This is a genomic window from Nocardioides cavernae (assembly GCF_016907475.1).
Lineage (GTDB): Bacteria > Actinomycetota > Actinomycetes > Propionibacteriales > Nocardioidaceae > Nocardioides > Nocardioides cavernae.
This window is the reverse complement of the sequence record NZ_JAFBCA010000001.1, coordinates 1,671,560-1,687,860: the sequence shown is the minus strand read 5'-3', so window position 1 is coordinate 1,687,860 and position 16,301 is coordinate 1,671,560. Positions and strand designations below refer to the sequence as shown.

General features: G+C 71.4%; 12 protein-coding genes. 7 read left to right on the top strand and 5 right to left on the bottom strand.

Annotated features, from left to right (window positions below; genetic code table 11):
* The first annotated feature begins 84 nt into the window (after positions 1–84).
* The 4 genes from JOD65_RS07815 to JOD65_RS07800 are packed head-to-tail and all read left to right on the top strand — an operon-like array spanning position 85 to position 3,923.
* Positions 85–849, top strand: coding sequence for a GntR family transcriptional regulator (locus JOD65_RS07815; RefSeq protein WP_191192967.1), 765 nt, complete (start codon positions 85–87; stop codon positions 847–849).
* Positions 846–2,114 (top strand): PTS transporter subunit EIIC, encoded by a 1,269-nt coding sequence (locus JOD65_RS07810; RefSeq protein ID WP_307821012.1) that lies wholly within the window; start codon positions 846–848, stop codon positions 2,112–2,114. Before JOD65_RS07815 ends, JOD65_RS07810 begins: the two co-directional genes overlap by 4 nt.
* 1 nt (position 2,115) lies before the next feature.
* The gene (nagA, locus tag JOD65_RS07805; RefSeq protein WP_191192968.1) at positions 2,116–3,264 is read left to right on the top strand and encodes an N-acetylglucosamine-6-phosphate deacetylase; all 1,149 of its coding nucleotides are present in this window, start codon (positions 2,116–2,118) and stop codon (positions 3,262–3,264) included.
* A gap of 29 nt (positions 3,265–3,293) precedes the next feature.
* Positions 3,294–3,923, top strand: coding sequence for a class I SAM-dependent methyltransferase (locus JOD65_RS07800; RefSeq protein ID WP_191192969.1), 630 nt, complete (start codon positions 3,294–3,296; stop codon positions 3,921–3,923).
* Positions 3,924–4,175: 252 nt separating this feature from the next.
* Here the strand turns inward: JOD65_RS07800 and JOD65_RS07795 are convergent, their stop codons facing one another.
* Positions 4,176–9,032: a 3-keto-alpha-glucoside-1,2-lyase-like domain-containing protein gene (locus JOD65_RS07795; RefSeq protein ID WP_191192970.1), complete on the bottom strand. Its 4,857-nt coding sequence runs from the start codon at positions 9,030–9,032 to the stop codon at positions 4,176–4,178.
* Between the two features lie 141 nt (positions 9,033–9,173).
* Between JOD65_RS07795 and JOD65_RS07790 the strand changes: the two genes are divergently transcribed.
* Entirely contained in the window at positions 9,174–11,312 is a 2,139-nt protein-coding gene (locus tag JOD65_RS07790; RefSeq protein WP_191192971.1) for an MMPL family transporter, read from the top strand.
* Between the two features lie 7 nt (positions 11,313–11,319).
* Here JOD65_RS07790 and JOD65_RS07785 read toward each other — a convergent pair whose 3' ends face one another.
* Positions 11,320–11,589, bottom strand: coding sequence for a hypothetical protein (locus tag JOD65_RS07785; protein WP_191192972.1), 270 nt, complete (start codon positions 11,587–11,589; stop codon positions 11,320–11,322).
* Between the two features lie 23 nt (positions 11,590–11,612).
* Complete coding sequence (mca, locus tag JOD65_RS07780; RefSeq protein WP_191192973.1) at positions 11,613–12,512, bottom strand: mycothiol conjugate amidase Mca; 900 nt, start codon at positions 12,510–12,512, stop codon at positions 11,613–11,615.
* A 38-nt stretch (positions 12,513–12,550) separates the two neighbouring features.
* Between mca and JOD65_RS07775 the strand changes: the two genes are divergently transcribed.
* Positions 12,551–12,940, top strand: coding sequence for a DUF4307 domain-containing protein (locus tag JOD65_RS07775; RefSeq protein ID WP_191192974.1), 390 nt, complete (start codon positions 12,551–12,553; stop codon positions 12,938–12,940).
* Positions 12,941–13,119: 179 nt separating this feature from the next.
* Complete coding sequence (greA, locus tag JOD65_RS07770; protein ID WP_191192975.1) at positions 13,120–13,611, top strand: transcription elongation factor GreA; 492 nt, start codon at positions 13,120–13,122, stop codon at positions 13,609–13,611.
* Between the two features lie 99 nt (positions 13,612–13,710).
* Here greA and ilvA read toward each other — a convergent pair whose 3' ends face one another.
* Both ilvA and JOD65_RS07760 read right to left on the bottom strand, forming a co-directional pair.
* Positions 13,711–14,919 carry a threonine ammonia-lyase gene (gene ilvA / locus JOD65_RS07765; RefSeq protein ID WP_191192976.1) on the bottom strand — a complete coding sequence of 403 codons (1,209 nt, stop codon included), beginning with the start codon at positions 14,917–14,919 and terminating at the stop codon, positions 13,711–13,713.
* On the bottom strand, positions 14,916–16,292 hold the full coding sequence (locus JOD65_RS07760; RefSeq protein WP_307821011.1) for an AI-2E family transporter: 1,377 nt from the start codon (positions 16,290–16,292) through the stop codon (positions 14,916–14,918). The genes ilvA and JOD65_RS07760 overlap by 4 nt, the downstream gene beginning before the upstream one ends.
* Between the last annotated feature and the right edge of the window lie 9 nt (positions 16,293–16,301).

Genomic DNA, 16,301 nt, shown 5'->3' with positions numbered 1-16,301 from the left:
CAACGTCGACGTGTCGGAGCCATGCTCTCCAACTGGTACGTACCAGACCGTACCAATGGATCCATCAGGCGTCGAGAGGACGACATGTCCCCCAGGATCGAGGACGGCCCGCGGCCCAAGCACGTGCAGCTGAGCGACGTGCTGGCCGAGCTGGCGACCCGCGACCTCGGGCCCGGCGCCTCGATCCCCTCGGAGCGCGAGCTCATGACGACGTACGACGTCTCCCGCGCCACGGTGCGCAAGGCCATCGACAGCCTGGTGGTCGGTGGCCTGCTGGAGAAGATCCACGGCAAGGGCACCTTCGTCGCGCGACCCCGCGTGCAGACGAGCCTGCACCTGGCGTCGTTCTCCGAGGACATGCGCCGCCGCGGCCTGGTCCCGGCGACCCGCCTCATGCGCGTCGACGAGGAGCGGCCGCCGCCGGAGGTCGTCAAGGCGCTGCGGCTGGGCGCGCGCGGCACTGCCTGGCGGATCGACCGCGTGCGGCTCGCCGACGGCCAGCCGATGGCGATCGAGCAGGGGTGGTACCCGTGCTCCCTCCTCCCCGGCCTCGACACCGCGGACCTCACCGGCTCGCTCTACACGCTCTTCGCGAGCAGCTACGACCTCGTCATCGACGGGGCCGAGCAGACCCTGTGGGGCGAGGCGGCGGAGGGTGCGACCGCGCGCCGCCTCGAGGCACCCGTACACACGCCACTCCTGGTCTTCCGCCGCGTCTCGACCGCGGCGGGGCGACCGGTCGAGTACGTCGTCTCCCGCTACCGGGGCGACCGCTACCAGGTCCACATGAGCCTCGGCGCCGAGCAGCGCGCCGCCAGGAAGAAGAGCACCAGAAGGGATCCATCGTGACCACACAGGACGCCGTCTCGGGCGGCACCACGGAGAAGCGCAGGCTCAACCTCGCGCCGGTCCAGAAGTTCGGGCGCAGCCTCATGCTGCCGATCGCGGCACTCCCGGTGGCAGCCCTGCTGCTCCGTCTCGGGCAGCCCGACCTCCTCGGCGCCGACGGCCTCGGCTGGGACAACGTCGCGGCCGTCGTCGGCGCGGCCGGCAACGCGCTGTTCGCCAACCTGCCGCTGCTCTTCGCCGTCGGCATCGCGATCGGCATGGCCAGGAAGTCGGACGGTTCGACGGCGCTCGCAGCGGTCGTGGGCTACCTGGTCTTCAAGGGCGTCGGTGACGCGATGTCCCCGGTCGTGCTCGGCCTGCCTGAGGGTGACGCTGAGCAGGAGCTCATCAACTACGGCGTCCTCGGCGGCATCGTGACGGGCCTGGTGAGCGCCTGGCTGTGGCAGAGGTACCACCGGATCTCGCTGCCGCCCTACCTCGCCTTCTTCGGCGGGCGCCGCTTCGTCCCGATCATCACCTCGTTCGCGATGCTGGTGATCGCGGTGCTGATGAGCTTCGTCTACCCGGCCTTCGACACCGGCATCAACTCCCTCGGCGAGTGGGTCACCGACAACTCCGTGCTCGGCGCCTTCGTCTACGGCACCCTCAACCGGTTGCTGATCCCGCTCGGCCTGCACCACATCCTCAACAACCCGCCGTGGTTCGTCTTCGGGTCCTACACCGATGCCAACGGCGAAGTCTGGACCGGCGACATCGCGCGCTTCCTCCACGGCGACCCGACCGCGGGCGCCTTCATGACCGGCTTCTTCCCGATCATGATGTTCGCCCTCCCGGCCGCGGCCCTCGCCATCTGGCACGAGGCCAAGCCGCAGAACAAGAAGCTCGTCGGCGGCATCATGCTGTCCGCGGCGCTCACCGCCTTCCTCACCGGCGTCACCGAGCCGCTCGAGTTCGCGTTCATGTTCGTCGCGTTCCCGCTCTACGTCATCCACGCGCTGCTCACCGGCTCGTCGATGGCGCTGACCAACGCACTCGGCATCAAGGACGGCTTCGGCTTCTCCGCCGGGCTGTTCGACTACGTGCTCAACTTCAACATCGCCACCAAGCCGCTGCTGATCATCCCGATCGGCCTGGCCTACGCGGCGCTCTACTACTTCCTGTTCCGGTTCGTGATCCGTAGGTGGAACCTCAGGACGCCCGGTCGCGAGGACGACGACGAGACCGGCGCCGCCAACCCGATGCTCGAGCAGGACAACAAGGCCTGACGTGATCCTCGTTGCACGACAGGTGGTCACCCCGGCGCGGATCCTCGCGCCGGGGTGGCTGCACCTCGACGGTGACCGCATCGTCGAGGTCGGCGAGGGGGCGCCACCACGCGAGCCCGACGCGGACCTCGGCGAGGCGACCGTCGTCCCGGGGTTCGTCGACCTCCACGTGCACGGCGGCGGGGGCGCGTCCTTCGACCTCGGTACGGCGGACGCGGCTGCGGTCGTCGCCGACACCCACCTCGCCCACGGGACGACGTCGATGGCGGCCAGCCTGGTCACCGACACCCCGCAGCGGATGGCCGACGCCGTCCGCGAGCTCGCCCTGCTCGTGCAGGACGGCCGCCTCGCCGGCATCCACCTCGAGGGACCCTGGCTGAGCCCTCAGCGCTCCGGCGCCCACCGGCCGGGTTCGCTCACGCACCCGGACCCGGCCGCGGTCCGGGCCCTCCTCGCCGCGGGGGACGGCGCCGTACGCATGGTCACCCTCGCACCCGAGCTGCCCGGAGGCATCGAGGCCGTCCGCCAGCTCACCGACGCCGGCGTCGTCGCCGCGATCGGCCACACCGACGCGACGTACGACGAGTCGCGGGCCGCCCTCGACGCGGGTGCCCGCCTCGGCACGCACCTCTTCAACGCGATGCGCCCGCTCCACCACCGTGACCCCGGCCCCGTCGGTGCCCTGCTGGACTCCCCCGTCGACGTCGAGCTGATCGCCGACGGCGTGCACCTGCACCCGGCCGTGCTCCGCATGGTGTTCGCTGCCGCGCCCGGCCGCTGCGTCCTCGTCACCGACGCGATGGCCGCCGCGGGCGCTCCGGACGGCGACTACCGGCTCGGCCCGATGGCGATCGAGGTGCGCGACGGCGTGGCACGCCTGGCCGACGGAACCGGGACCGGCGCGATCGCCGGCTCCACCCTCACCATGGACGCGGCAGTCCGCTTCGCCGTGCGCACCGCAGGGCTGCCCCTGCTCGACGTGGCCCACGCGGCGAGCACCGCGCCGGCCCGGGCGTGGGGCCTGGCCGACGTGGGCGCGCTCGAAGCAGACCGCCGCGCCGACCTCGTCGTCCTCGACGAGGACCTGTGCGTGGTCCGGACGATGCGCGCCGGCGCCTGGGTCAGCCCTTCGTCGTTGGCCGTGGGCTGAGCCTGCCGGACGGGCCTACCCTGCTGGGCATGGACGCACACGCCTGGGACGAGAGGTACGCCGCCACCGACCTGGTCTGGTCGCGTGAGCCCAACCAGTTCGTGGCCGCCGAGCTCGCCGACCTGCCTCCGGGCACGGCGGTGGACCTCGCGGCCGGCGAGGGACGCAACGCCATCTGGCTCGCCTCGCGCGGGTGGTCTGCCGTCGCCGTCGACTTCTCGCAGGTCGCCCTCGACAAGGGCGCCCGCCTGGCCGCGGACGACCCCCGCGGCCTCGACGTGACGTGGGTCCGCGCGGACGCGACCGCCTGGCAGCCCGCGGAGCCCGTCGACCTCGTCGTGGTGGCCTACCTGCAGGTGCCCGCGGGCGATCGGCGGCGTGCGGTGCGCAACGCCGTCGGGATGCTGCGCACCGGCGGGACGTTCCTGCTGGTCGCCCACGACTCGACCAACCTCACCGACGGGACCGGCGGGCCGCAGGACCCGGCGGTGCTGATGACCGCCCAGGACGTCGTCGGCGACCTGACGAGCACGGCCGACCTCGACGTCGAGGTGCTGCGCGCCGAGCGCGTCGCCCGCGAGGTCACCGCGGCCGACGGCCACGGCGGTGAGGAACGACGTACGGCGTGGGACTGCCTGGTCCGGATGGTCAGGCGCTGACCCGGCTTCGGGTGCCGGGGCAGCGTCATGCGGATCTGCACCCACAGGTGCCGGTTCGTATGACGTTGCGGTAGCCACCGCCGACAGCGTCATACCGATTCGGACCGATAGGTGCCGGTTCGTATGACGCGGCGGCGGGCGATCCGTCGGACCGGACGAACGACGACGGCCCGCCCTCCGGTGGGAGGACGGGCCGTCGGGGGGTGTCCGGGGGTCAGACGTTGATGCGCGCCTGACCACCCGGGAACCGGGTCAGCGCTTGAGGCGGACCTTCACGCGCTGCGTGGTGCCGTCCTCGTGGCGGACGACCAGCACCGCCTTGAGCGACGCCTTCTTGCCGAGGAGGGCGCGCGCCTTCCTGTTGAGCTTGAGCACCACGGCACCGTTGTCCCGCGCGTCCATGTCGAACGCGCCGGCGCCGAGCCGCTTGCCCTTCGCGCCGCGGGTCCGCAGCACGACCTTGCCCTCACAGGCGACCGAGCCGCAGCTCAGGACCAGCTTGGCCTTGCGCCGGTTCTTCGTCGCGTCGACCTTCCCGCCCTTGACGACCGTCACCGCAGGCGTCGACGGGGTCGTCGGCGGCGTGGTGGGAGGCGTGGTGGGAGGGGTCGTCGGCGGGGTCGTCGGCGGCGTGGTGGGCGGCGTCGTCGGCGGGGTCGTCGGCGGGGTCGTCGACGGCTCCACCACCTTCAGCTGCGCACTCCCCTGACCCGGGTCGGTCGCCACGTCGCCGGCGTAGTCAGCCACCAGCTCCACGGTCCCCGCCTCGGCGAACGGACCGACCTCGAAGGTCGCCTTGCCGTCCTCGAGCTCCACCGCCGGCAGGTCGGTGCCGTCCACGGACAGCACCACCTCACCGGTCGGTGCCGCCTCGGCAGCCGAGCCGACCTCGACGACGACGTCGCCCTTCGCACCCGTCTCGAGCTCCTCCGGCGCGGTGACCGTCACGTCGGACGCGACGTTCTCCGGGTCGGCGAGGTCCATGACCTGCACGTCGCGGTAGAAGACGTTCTCACCACCGCCGTGGTTCTGCAGGCCGATGTGTGACGGCCACCGGATCCGCTTGGGGTCGGCACTGGTGAAGTCGTTCACCAGCACGTCGTTGAGGTAGACCCGGATGCGCATGCCCTCCACGCGAATCTCGTAGTGGTTCCACTGGCCCTGGGGGTTCAAGGCGCCGTCACGAGCCGGCAGGTCGGCGGACTGCGAGTTGTAGATCGCTCCCGTCGTGCTGTCCGGATCGTCCGACGCGTCGATCTGGATCTCGTAGCCCTGCTCGACCGCCACCCACGGGTCACCGGCCGGGTTGGGGGTGCCGCCTTCCTGGCGCGGAGTCGTCTCCGGGTTCGGGAACCCGACGAAGACACCGCCGTTGTGGTCGGCGACCAGCTTCCAGTCCAGCTGCAGCGAGTAGTCGCCCTCGAGCGGCTCGGAGTGCCACAGCAGGCCCAGGCCGCCGTTGGTCTTCAGCGTGCAGTCGGCCTCACGGGTGAACACGCCGGGACCGGCCATGTTCCAGTCCTCGAGGCTCTCCGCGGTGCCGTCGAACAGCGTCCGGTAGCCGGGGTCGGCCTCGATCGCCTCGCAGGTGTCCGGCGCGACGACCGGGTCACCGCTCACCTTGAACCAGTCGAACGCGCCGACCTGGCTGCCGGTGCCGTTGTAGGCGGCGACGCCGATCTTGGGTGCGACCAGCCCCGTGGAGGGGTAGCCCGCGCCCATCGAGGTCCACGTCGCGCCCTGGTCGACCGACCAGAGGCCCTGGACGGCGGTGCCGGTCGAGACCATCTGCAGCTGCAGGTCGTCAGGAGCGGCGCCCTCGGGCAGGTCCGTGTTCGTGTAGACCATGTCGCCGTTGATCCGACGACCCAGCTCGAGCACCCAGTCGCCGTTCGGCTTCTCCATCGCGACGAACTTGGCGTAGTTGCTCGCGTCGGTCCAGGCGACCAGACCACCCTGGAGGTAGTCGTCGGCGCCCGTCATCGTGAGCTGCGTGGTGGCCGCCCAGGTGCCGTCGGCGGGCGCGTCCTGCAGGACCATGTTCTTCGCGTCGACCGCACCGCCGGACAGGTCACCGGCCTGGGCGTTGATGCGCAGCTGCCCATCGGCCACCGTGACGCCGGTCGGCGTCTTGTTGAGGATGGTGCTCCACCGGCAGGTGTCGAGCGTGGTGCCCTCGAACTCGTCGTCGGCACCCGGCGTCTCGCCCGGCGCGCAGGCCGAGCGGGCACCGAGGTCGAGGTAGTCGAGGTTGACGTTGCCGTTGTCGCCGGCGTCGCGCTGGATCTTGACGACGTTGAGGCCGGCCTGCAGCTCGAGCTGGTCGGTGACCGAGCCCCACTCCTTCCAGGTGGCGAACGGCGGCAGCGAGAGGTGCTTGACGAAGACGTCGTTGACGTAGACCGACATGCGCTTGGTCTGGTTCGCCTGCGGGTTGGGTCCGTTGGCGTAGCCGAGCTTGACCTCGTGGAAGCCGGCCTGCGTCGCGGTCACGTCGAACGTCACCGCGGTGCCGTCGTTCTCGAAGCCACCGACGTAGCCGGTGCCGCTGTAGCCAGCGTGCTCGGTCTGGACGCGGTTGCCCTCACCCGTGACGGTGCCGTCCTCGGCCTCGGTGCGACCGGCGGTCGGGTCGACGACCTTCACGTGGTCGAGGTTGACGTTGCCGTCGTCGCCCTGCTCGTAGACGATCCCGACGCGGGTGACCCCGGCCGGCAGGGTGACCCGGGCGGTGTAGGTGCCCCACGTCTTCCAGTCCGCGAACGGCGGCATCAGGATCTCCTGACGCTCGTCACCGATGTAGAGGCTCATCTTCTTGGTCTGGTTCGGCTGCGGGTTCGGGCCGTTGGCGTAGCGGATCTGCAGGTCGTAGGTGCCTGCCTTGGGCGCCACCACCTCGACCGTGGTGCCCGAGCCGACGGACTGGATGCCGTCGACGAAGCCCGACCCGGTGTAGCCGGCGTGCTCGGTGTCGATGCCGGCGGTGCCGGTCAGCTCGCCGTCCTCGAGCTCGTAGATGCCGTCCGGAGCGGGCTCCGGGTCGGTCTCGACGTAGCCGGGGTAGCTGTTGAGCGTGTACCAGACCTCGGTGCTCCAGAGCGTCTCGTTCGAGGCGGACTCGAACGGGCGCGGGGAGCGCAGGTGCACGACGCGGTCGGGCTTCATGCCGTCGACCTGCAGGGTGACCGTACGGCCGTCCTCGCTGGCGGTCGCACTCGTGACCTGGAGGTCTTCCTCGTCGAGCTTGGGGCCGCCGTACTGGGCGGTGGCCCGGTAGCGCCACTGGTCGACCTGGTACTTGGACGCGAGGTCCTCGAGGGTCGTGGCCGAGAGCGGCTGGGTGTACTCGATCTCGAAGCCACCCTCGACGACGTCCATGGACGCCATGTCGAAGGGAACGGTCTCGTTGAGGTCGAGCTTCTGCAGGCCGTAGCGGAGCTTTCCGTTCTGGCCCCAGTTGCCGCCGGCGCCGAGGCCACCGACGATCAGCGAGCCGTCGGGACCAGTGAGCACGCGGCTGACACCGGCCTCGAGGCCCTGGGTCATCCGGAAGAGCGCGCCCTGCTTCTTGCCGTCGACGACCTCGAGGTCGGCGCGCTGCAGGCCGCCGTAGGTCACGTCACCGATGAACAGCTGTCCGGCGTACGGGCCCTCCTCGACGACGACGGGGGTGCTCGGGGAGTTGGCGATCTCGTTCTGCGGCATCCACAGGACCGGCTTGGTCACCGGCTGGTCGTCGAAGCGACCGGGGGTGTTGTCCTTCTCGGTCGTGTAGTGGTTGTAGAACTCGCCCGGCTTGATCTCGAGGAGCTTGGAGGCCGGGAGCCAGCCGCCCTGGTTGTCGGTCACGAAGATCTCGCCCTCGGGACCCCAGCCCATGCCGTGCGGGGTGCGCAGGCCGCCGGCGACGTAGTCGATGACGCCGGTGTCCTTGTCGATGGTGATGTGCGTGCCGCGGTCCTGCGAGCCCTGCGGCACGGTGGTCGCGCCGCCGAGGTTGATGGAGACGGACAGGTTCACGTGGAACTTGCCGTCCTTGTAGAGCATGCCGAAGCCGAACTCGTGGAAGTTGCCGTCGAACGGGTAGGTGGCGATGTCCTCCCTGCCCGCGTAGACACCGTCAGCGCCCTCGCCCGTCAGCTTGATCAGGCCGGTCTTCTCGGAGATGTAGATCTCGCCGTCGACGACCGAGATGCCCTGCGGCTCCTTGAGCCCGCCGGCGATCTTGGTGCTGGTGACGTCGTCGGGCGAGGCGGCGGCCTTCACGCCGCTGAGGCGGTAGAGCTCGCCGAGCTCGACGTTGCCCTGGTCGTTGCCGTTGCCGCCCCAGGTCAGGACGAGGAGGTCGTCGCCGTCCCACTCGAGCCCGGTGACCTGCGGCTCGAAGCCGTCAGGGCGCAGGTCGACGAGGTCGTACGCCGGGTTGACCCCGTCGAGCTGGAGGCCGTCGCCGGCGGAGTCGTCCTGGCCCTCGCACTGCTTGAAGCCGGGGGCGGTGACGCGGGTGACGTTGGCCTCGGTGCTGAGTGCGGACGTCGGCACCACCGCGAACGTGCTCGTGCCGGGCGGCATCCACTCAAGGGTCAGGCGCTCGCCGCCGCCGGCCTCGAAGTAGTCGACGCGCAGCTGGTGCACCGTGTCGGCGGTCAGCGTGACGCTGCCCTCCATGGCGGTGTCGCCGTGCAGCCCGTCGTGGTCGACGACGACCTGGTCGTTGATGGTCAGCCGGGACCCGTCGTCGCTGGTGAGGCGGAACCGGTAGGTGCCGGCTGTCTCGACGCTGAGGTTGGCCAGCGCCTCGACGACGAAGTTGTCCGCGAGTCCACCGAAGTCGGAGGGCGCCCGGTAGTCGATCGTCTGCTTGAGCAGGTCGACGTTGGGCGTCTGGCCGCCCTTGAGGGTGCACAGCTCCGAGATCGACTGGCCGAGCTGGAAGGCACGCATGGTGACGCCGGGCTCGTCGCCCGCGGGGACCGCGGACGCGCTGGGCGTGATGGCGGCCAGGCTGGCCGCCACGGCGGTGGCCAGTGCCGCGGCGGTCCAGCGTGACCGGCGGCGAGACCGGGCGCCGGTGGCGCGCGGTCGGGGTTGGACAGGGGACAACGACACCGGAACCTCCTGGGACCCCGGACGGCACGACGCACGCCGGGACGGTTGTGACGTCGCTCACCCTAGGACCGATCCGACAGTTTGTGAACAACTTTTGACTGGCAATCGCCATAAGGGGTGCTGCCCGTTACAGTCACGCTCGTGCTGGAGGACCTCGGACGGCTGCTGCACCGCTGGCGACGCCCGGTCCTCGCGACCTGGGCGGTGGTCGTCGTGCTCGGCGCCGTGCTCGGCGGCTCGGTCTTCGACCTGGCCGAGGCACCCGACCCGCTGCGCGACGACAGCGACTCGGCCCAGGTGAAGGAGCGGCTGGAGGCCGCCGACCCCGAGGGCGAGCTGGTGGTCGCCGTCCTGTCCGGGGCGGACATCTACGGCATCGACCTGATCGACCAGGCCACGCGCACGCTGCACGACGTACGCGCCCTGCCGGACGTCGTCGAGGTGCGCGACCCGTGGACCACCGGCGCGCAGGACCTCGTCCGGCCCGACCGGTTCGGCACGGTCGTCACCGTCGAGATCGATCACACCGTCGACCGCGACCGAGCCCTCGCCGCCGCCGTGGAGGTCGAGAAGACCCTGCAGCAGGTCGGCATGCCCGAGGTGCTGGTGGGCGGCCCGCTGCTCGCCGAGGAGGCCTTCGGCGAGCAGGCGGTGCAGGACGCCGCGCGCGGCGAGGGCGTCGCGATCCTCGTGCTGGTCGCCGTCCTCGCGCTCGCCCTGGGCGGGCTCGTCGTCGGCCTGCTGCCCGTGGCGACCGCGCTCGGCTCGGTCTGTGTGGCCCTCCTGGCGCTGGCGGGTCTGGCCCGCCTGACCCCGGTGAGCGACTACGCCGTCAACGTCGTCACGCTGCTGGGCCTCGGACTGGCGGTGGACTACGCACTGCTGGTCCTCGGACGCTTCCGGGAGGAACGGGCGGCGGGCACCGACGTCGCGGCAGCGCTCGGGCGCACCCTGGCCACCTCCGGGCGCACGGTCCTCGTCTCGGGCCTCACTGTCGCGACGGCGCTGGCCGGCTTGCTCGTGCTGCGCGACCCGGTGCTCTCCCCGATGGCTGTCGGAGGCCTCGTCGCGGTGGCCGGCGCCACTCTCACCGGCCTCACCCTCACCCCCGCGCTGGTCGCCGTGTCACACGACCGGATCCCCGCACCTGCGTCGGGCGGCCGCTTCCTGGGCGGCACCCCCAGCGCCCACGCGCTGCTGCCGCGCCTCGCGCGGTTCGCGCAGCGCCGCCCGTGGCCGGTGATGCTCGGGGGCACCGCGCTGCTGCTCCTGCTCAGCACTCCCCTGCTGTCCCTCGACCTCCGCAACTCCGACGCCCGCTCCCTCCCCCGCGACAGCGAGCCGCGGCTGACGCAGGCCGCGATCGAGGACGGCTACCCCGACCAGGTCGCCACCCCGATCACCGTGCTGGTCGAGGCGGAGTTCACCTCGCAGGAGACCGCGGACGCCATGGCCGGGCTGGCCGGCATCCCCGGAGTGGTCGACGTGCTGCTGTTCGACCCCGTGCCCGGCGACGTCAGCCAGCTCCTCGTGGAGCCCGAGCCGGACGCTGCCGGCGACTACGACGGCCCGAAGGTGCAGGACCTCGTACGCCGACTGCGGGCCGCCGACCTCGGGGCCGACGTCCTGGTCGGCGGGCCCACGGCCGAGCTGGTCGACACCCGCGACGCCCTCGCCGACCGGGCGCCCATCGCGGTGCTGGTCGTCGCGCTGCTCACCGCCGTGCTGCTGGGCCGGCTGACCCGGTCCGTCGTCGTACCCATCAAGGCCGTGGCGCTCAACCTGCTCTCCCTCGGCGCGACGCTCGGCGTGGTGGTGGCGATCTTCCAGCGCGGCTGGGGGTCGTCCCTGCTCGGCTTCGACTCGTGGGGCGCCCTCGACGTCACCACTCCCCTGCTGCTGTTCATGTTCGCGTTCGGGTTGTCGATGGACTACCACGTCTTCCTGGTCGCCCGGATCCGCGAGGCGTGGGACGAGGCCCTGGCCCGGCCGATACGCAAGCGGGATCGGGGCAGGGACCTCCGGGCGCTCAACGACGAGGCCGTCCTCACCGGCATCACCGCCTCGGGACCGGTGGTGACGCTCGCTGCGGTCGCGATCGGGATCGTGTTCCTCGGCTTCGCGCTCGGCGAGCTGATCGCGGTCAAGGAGATCGGCGTCGGGATGACCGTGGCCGTGCTGCTCGACGTGACCGTCGTGCGCGGCCTGCTGCTGCCGGCGTCGATGACGCTGCTGGGTCGGTGGAACTGGTGGCTGCCCGGGCAGGGGCGGCAGGGCTGAGGGAGCCTCAGCGCTCGTCGGTCGTGGCGGTGGTGCCCGGGGTGCCCGAGCCGCCTTGGGCGTCCGGCTCCTCGGAGTGCTGCACCGGCTCGTCGCCGTAGACGCCTGCGTCCTTGGCCGCCTGCGCCTTGCGCAGCTGCTTGACCAGGCTGAACGCGATGATGACGACCGCGATGATCATGAAGATCCACACGGCGAAGCCCAGCGGGCCCGCCTTCACCTCGGTGTCCTTCGGCGTCGGGTCGTCCACGAGCGCGATGATCAGCAGGTCGAGCATGCCTCTAGTGTCCCACTTCCCGCTCAGGGAGCGGGGGTCGGGATCCCTGCGAAGAGATCGTCCTCGGGCAGCGTGGTCTCGACCGTCGACTCGACCAGCTCGTAGTCCTCGGTGGGCCAGGTCTTCTGCTGGATCTCACGCGGGATCGCGAACCACATGCCGTCAGGGTCGATCTGCGTGGCATGGGCGAGAAGTGCCTGGTCGCGGACGCCGAAGTAGTCGCCGCACGGCACCCGCGTGGTGATCCGGTCGTCCCACTCCGGCTCGCGCTCCCACTTCTCGAGCCGCTCGGCGTAGGGCGACTCGAGGTCGTGGGCGAGCATCGCCTCGTGGAGGGCGTTGGTCTTCGCCCAGCTCCAGCCGTGGTGGTAGTAGAGCTTCATCGGCTGCCACGGCTCACCCGCGTCGGGGAAGCGCTCCGGGTCGCCGGCCGCGTGGTAGGCGGCGACGGAGACCTCGTGGCAGCGGATGTGGTCGGGGTGCGGGTAGCCGCCGCGCTCGTCGTACGTCGTCAGCACGTGGGGCCGGAACCCGCGGATCAGCCGTACGAGGCGCTCGGTGGCCTCCTCGAGCGGCACGAGTGCGAAGCAGCCCTCCGGGAGCGGCGGCAGCGGGTCACCCTCGGGCCAGCCGGAGTCAACGAAGCCGAGCCAGTCCTGCCGGATGCCGAGGATGTCGCGGGCGCGGTGCATCTCTTCACGGCGGATCTCGGTGATGTTCTCCCAGACCTCCGGGCGGTCCATCTTGGCGTTGAGCACGGAGCCGCGCTCGCCGCCGGTGCAGGTGACGACGTGGACGTCGACGCCCTCGGTGACGTACTTCGCCGTCGACGCGGCCCCCTTGCTCGACTCGTCGTCGGGGTGGGCGTGGACGTGCATGAGTCGGAGCCCGGTGCGCGACCGGTCCGCGGGGGGCTGGGCCATGGTCTGGAGTCTAGGAGGAGGGACTTACGCTTCTGTGCGTGACCACCGACCTCGCCGACCGCTACGGCGCCCCCGCCCGGTGGCGGCGTCCCGCAGTCGTCGGGCTCGCGGTCGTCCTCGCCGTCGTCGGACTGACCTGGCTGGGCTGGACGGCGTGGTTCCACGGCAGCCCCGACGTCCGCTCCGAGGTCGTCACCTTCGACGTCACGAGCGACCACCAGGTCGAGGCGCGCGTCGACGTCCAGCTGGAGGACGGCGTGGCGGCAAGCTGCCGCGTACGCGCCCTGGCCGAGGACAAGACGGCCGTCGGCGAGCTCGCCTTCACCCCGGTCGACGGGGTCAACGAGGTCGTCATCCGCACCGAGCGCCGCGCCACCTCCGTGGAGAAGCTCGGGTGCACCTCGCCCGACCAGCCGCGTCCGCGCTGAGCCGTCGGCCTGCACTTTTCAGCCCGGCTTGGTAACCTGATGTCCTGCCCGTCCGGCAGCGCTGGCCCACGTCTGCTGCCGCGCTGACTCTGACCGGACGGAAGAAGAGATCCACCGACCAGATGCGGTCGCGCTGAGGCACACCCGCATCCAGTACCACGCGAAGCAGGAGTACCGACATGACCGACCAGGGCACCGTCTGGCTGACCCAGGAGGCCTACGACAAGCTGCAGGCCGAGCTCGACGACCTCAAGGGCCCCAGGCGCCAGGAGATCATCGAGAAGATCGCCGCCGCGCGCGACGAGGGCGACCTCAAGGAGAACAGCGGCTACCACGCCGCCAAGGACGACCAGGGCAAGCAGGAGGCCCGGATCCGTCAGCTCGAGGACATGCTGCGCAAGGCCGAGGTCGGCGAGACGCCGCCCAACGACGGCGTCGTCGAGCCCGGGATGGTCGTGACCGCCCGCATCGACGGCGGCGACGAGGAGAAGTTCCTCCTCGGCGCCCGCGAGAACCTCTCCGAGGGCGACGTCCTCGACGTCTACTCGCCGCAGACCGCCCTCGGGTCCGCGATCAACGGCAAGAGCAAGGGCGACACGGTCACCTACACCGCGCCCACCGGCAAGGAGTTCTCGGTCGAGATCGTCGACGCGGAGCCCTACAAGGCCTGAGCGCCACCCTGATCACCGCCGGAGCGGTGAGTGAGACAGCTCTTCTGCCCGCAGAACCTGTCTCACTCACCGCTCCGCGGCGTTTGACGGCGTACGAGCTCAGCTGTCGATGCGGTAGCCGCGCTCGCGCAGCCGGGCCATCAGGTGCTCGGCGTGCGCCTCGCCGCGGGTCTCGAGCTGGATGCGCACCTCGACCTCGTTGAGGGTCAGCGACGGCGAGATCCGCTCGTGGGCGACCTCGAGCACGTTGGCGCCCTCCGCACCGACCTCGGCGAGCAGGGAGGCCAGGCCGCCGGGCAGGTCGGGGATGCACACGCGGAGGTAGAGGTAGCGACCGGCCGCGGCGAGGCCGTGGCGGATGACCTTGCTGAGCAGGAGCGGGTCGATGTTGCCGCCGGACAGCACCGCGACGGCCGGGGTCTCGAAGCCCGTCGGGTTGTCGAGCAGCGCCGCCACGGCGGCCGCGCCGGCGGGCTCCACGACCTGCTTGGCCCGCTCGATCAGGGCGAGCAGCGCGCGGGACAGCGACTCCTCCGAGACGGTCACGATCTCGTCGACGTGGTCGCGCACCGCCGCGAAGGTGATGTCACCGGGCCGGCCGACCGCGATGCCGTCGGCCATCGTGCTCATCGACTCCAGCGGCACCGGCTCGCCGGCCGCCAGCGAGCCCGGGTAGGCCGCGGCACCCTCCGCCTGCACCCCCACCACGCGTACGTCGGGGCGCAGCGCCTTGACCGCGATCGCCACCCCGGCGAGCAGGCCGCCACCGCCGGTGGGCACCAGCACCGTGCGTACGTCCGGTGCCTGCTCGAGGACCTCGAGCCCGAGCGTGCCCTGCCCCGCGACGATGTCGACGTGGTCGAAGGGGTGGATCAGCACCGCGCCGGTCTCGTCCGCGAACTCGCGGGCCCGGGCGAGCGAGTCCTCGAGGTAGCGGCCGTGGAAGACGACGTGGGCGCCGTAGCCGCGCGTCGCCTTCTCCTTGGGGATCGGCGCCCCCTCGGGCATGAAGACGGTCGAGCTGATGCCGAGCGTCGAGGCGGCGAGCGCAACGCCCTGGGCGTGGTTGCCGGCGGACGCCGCGACGACGCCCCTGGCTCGCTCCTCGGCGGACAGGCGCGCGATGCGGACGAAGGCGCCCCGGGACTTGAAGGAGCCGGTGCGCTGGAGGTTCTCGCACTTCAGCGACACCGGTCCACCGACGAGCGCGGAGAGCCAGCGCGACTCCTCCATCGGCGTGGTCACCGTCACGCCCTCGAGCATCTCGCGCGCGGCGACGATGTCGGCCAGGGAGCATTCGTCGGTCATGCCCGGTCCTCGTCCTTGTTGTCGTCGTCGGGGGCGTCCGGACCCGCGAGCGGGCCGTCGTCGTGGACCTCGTCGCCCTCGTTGGGAGGTGGCCCGATGTCGTCCTCGAGCGCGTCGTCGGGATCGTCCTCACCGACGTCGGTGTAGGAGGAGAGGTGCTGGGCGACGGCGTTGCCGGCCGCGGCGAGCGGTACGGCGACCAGCGCGCCCGCGATGCCGGCCACGAGCACCCCGCAGCCGATCGCCACGATCACGCCGAGCGGGTGCAGCGAGACGAAGCGGCCCATGAGGAACGGCTGCAGCACGTGCCCCTCGATCTGCTGGACCAGGATCACCCCGCCCAGCATCAGCAGCGCCGTCCACGGCCCCTGGTCGACCAGGGCGACCAGGATCGCGACGACGCCGGCCACGGTCGCACCGATCATGGGGACGAACGCGCCGAGGAAGACCAGCACGCCGATGGCCACCACGAACGGCACGCCGAGGAACCAGGCCACCAGCATGATCCCGATCGCGTCGACGATCGCCACGAGGACCGTGGCCCGCACGAACTGGGTGAGCGACACCCACGCGACGCGGCCCGAGGCGTCGACGCGCTCGCGCGCGGCCCGGGGGGCGATGCGCACCAGCCACGACCAGATGCGCTCGCCGTCGGCGAGGAAGAAGTAGGTGGAGAACAGCACGATGAAGAAGCCGGCGACCACGTGGCCGACGGCGGTGCCGACCTCGGTGGCGCGGGTGAAGATGCCGTCGGCGCCCGTGCTCCCGGAGACGGCGGCCTGCACCTGCTTGATGTAGCCGTCGAGCTGGGAGTCCGAGACGTGGAACGGCCCGGTGCGCAGCCACTCCCGCACCTGCTCGAGGCCGGTGACCACCGAGTCGGAGAGGTCGCTCGCCCCCTGGGCGACCTGCTGGCCGACGAAGGTGAGCAGCAGCGCGACCGTGCCGAGGCCGAGGAGCAACACGACGCCGGCCGCGAGGCCGCGCGGCACCCCGACCCGGCGCAACCAGATGACCACGGGCGAGGCCAGTGCGGTGATCAGCAGCGAGATGGCGATCGGCAGGGTGATGACGGCGAAGAAGCGCAGGGTCCACAGCAGGCCGAGCATCGCGATCGCGATGGCGATGAGCCGCCACGACCAGGCGGCGGCGAGGTCGAGGCCCCACGGCACCTGGGCGCGGCTGAAGTTGGAGGGCCCGGTGGTGAACGCCGGCTCGGTCCGCCGCTCGGCACGACTCTGCGCCCACTGGGCAGCGATGCGTTCGGCAAGCCCCTCCTCCTCGCGGGCGAGGGCGGCGAACAGCCGCCGCCGCCCCGACTCCACCTCAGGGTCGCCCGGGGGGTCGGCCGAGGGGCTGCTCTGCTCGCTCACGTCGCTCAC

Excerpts from the sequence above, each read along its gene's own strand:
- JOD65_RS07815 (WP_191192967.1), top strand. The coding sequence starts at position 85 with ATGTCCCCCAGGATCGAGGACGGCCCGCGGCCCAAGCACGTGCAGCTG.
- JOD65_RS07800 (WP_191192969.1), top strand. The coding sequence starts at position 3,294 with ATGGACGCACACGCCTGGGACGAGAGGTACGCCGCCACCGACCTGGTC.
- JOD65_RS07785 (WP_191192972.1), bottom strand. The coding sequence starts at position 11,589 with ATGCTCGACCTGCTGATCATCGCGCTCGTGGACGACCCGACGCCGAAG.
- mca (WP_191192973.1), bottom strand. The coding sequence starts at position 12,512 with ATGGCCCAGCCCCCCGCGGACCGGTCGCGCACCGGGCTCCGACTCATG.
- greA (WP_191192975.1), top strand. The coding sequence starts at position 13,120 with ATGACCGACCAGGGCACCGTCTGGCTGACCCAGGAGGCCTACGACAAG.
- ilvA (WP_191192976.1), bottom strand. The coding sequence starts at position 14,919 with ATGACCGACGAATGCTCCCTGGCCGACATCGTCGCCGCGCGCGAGATG.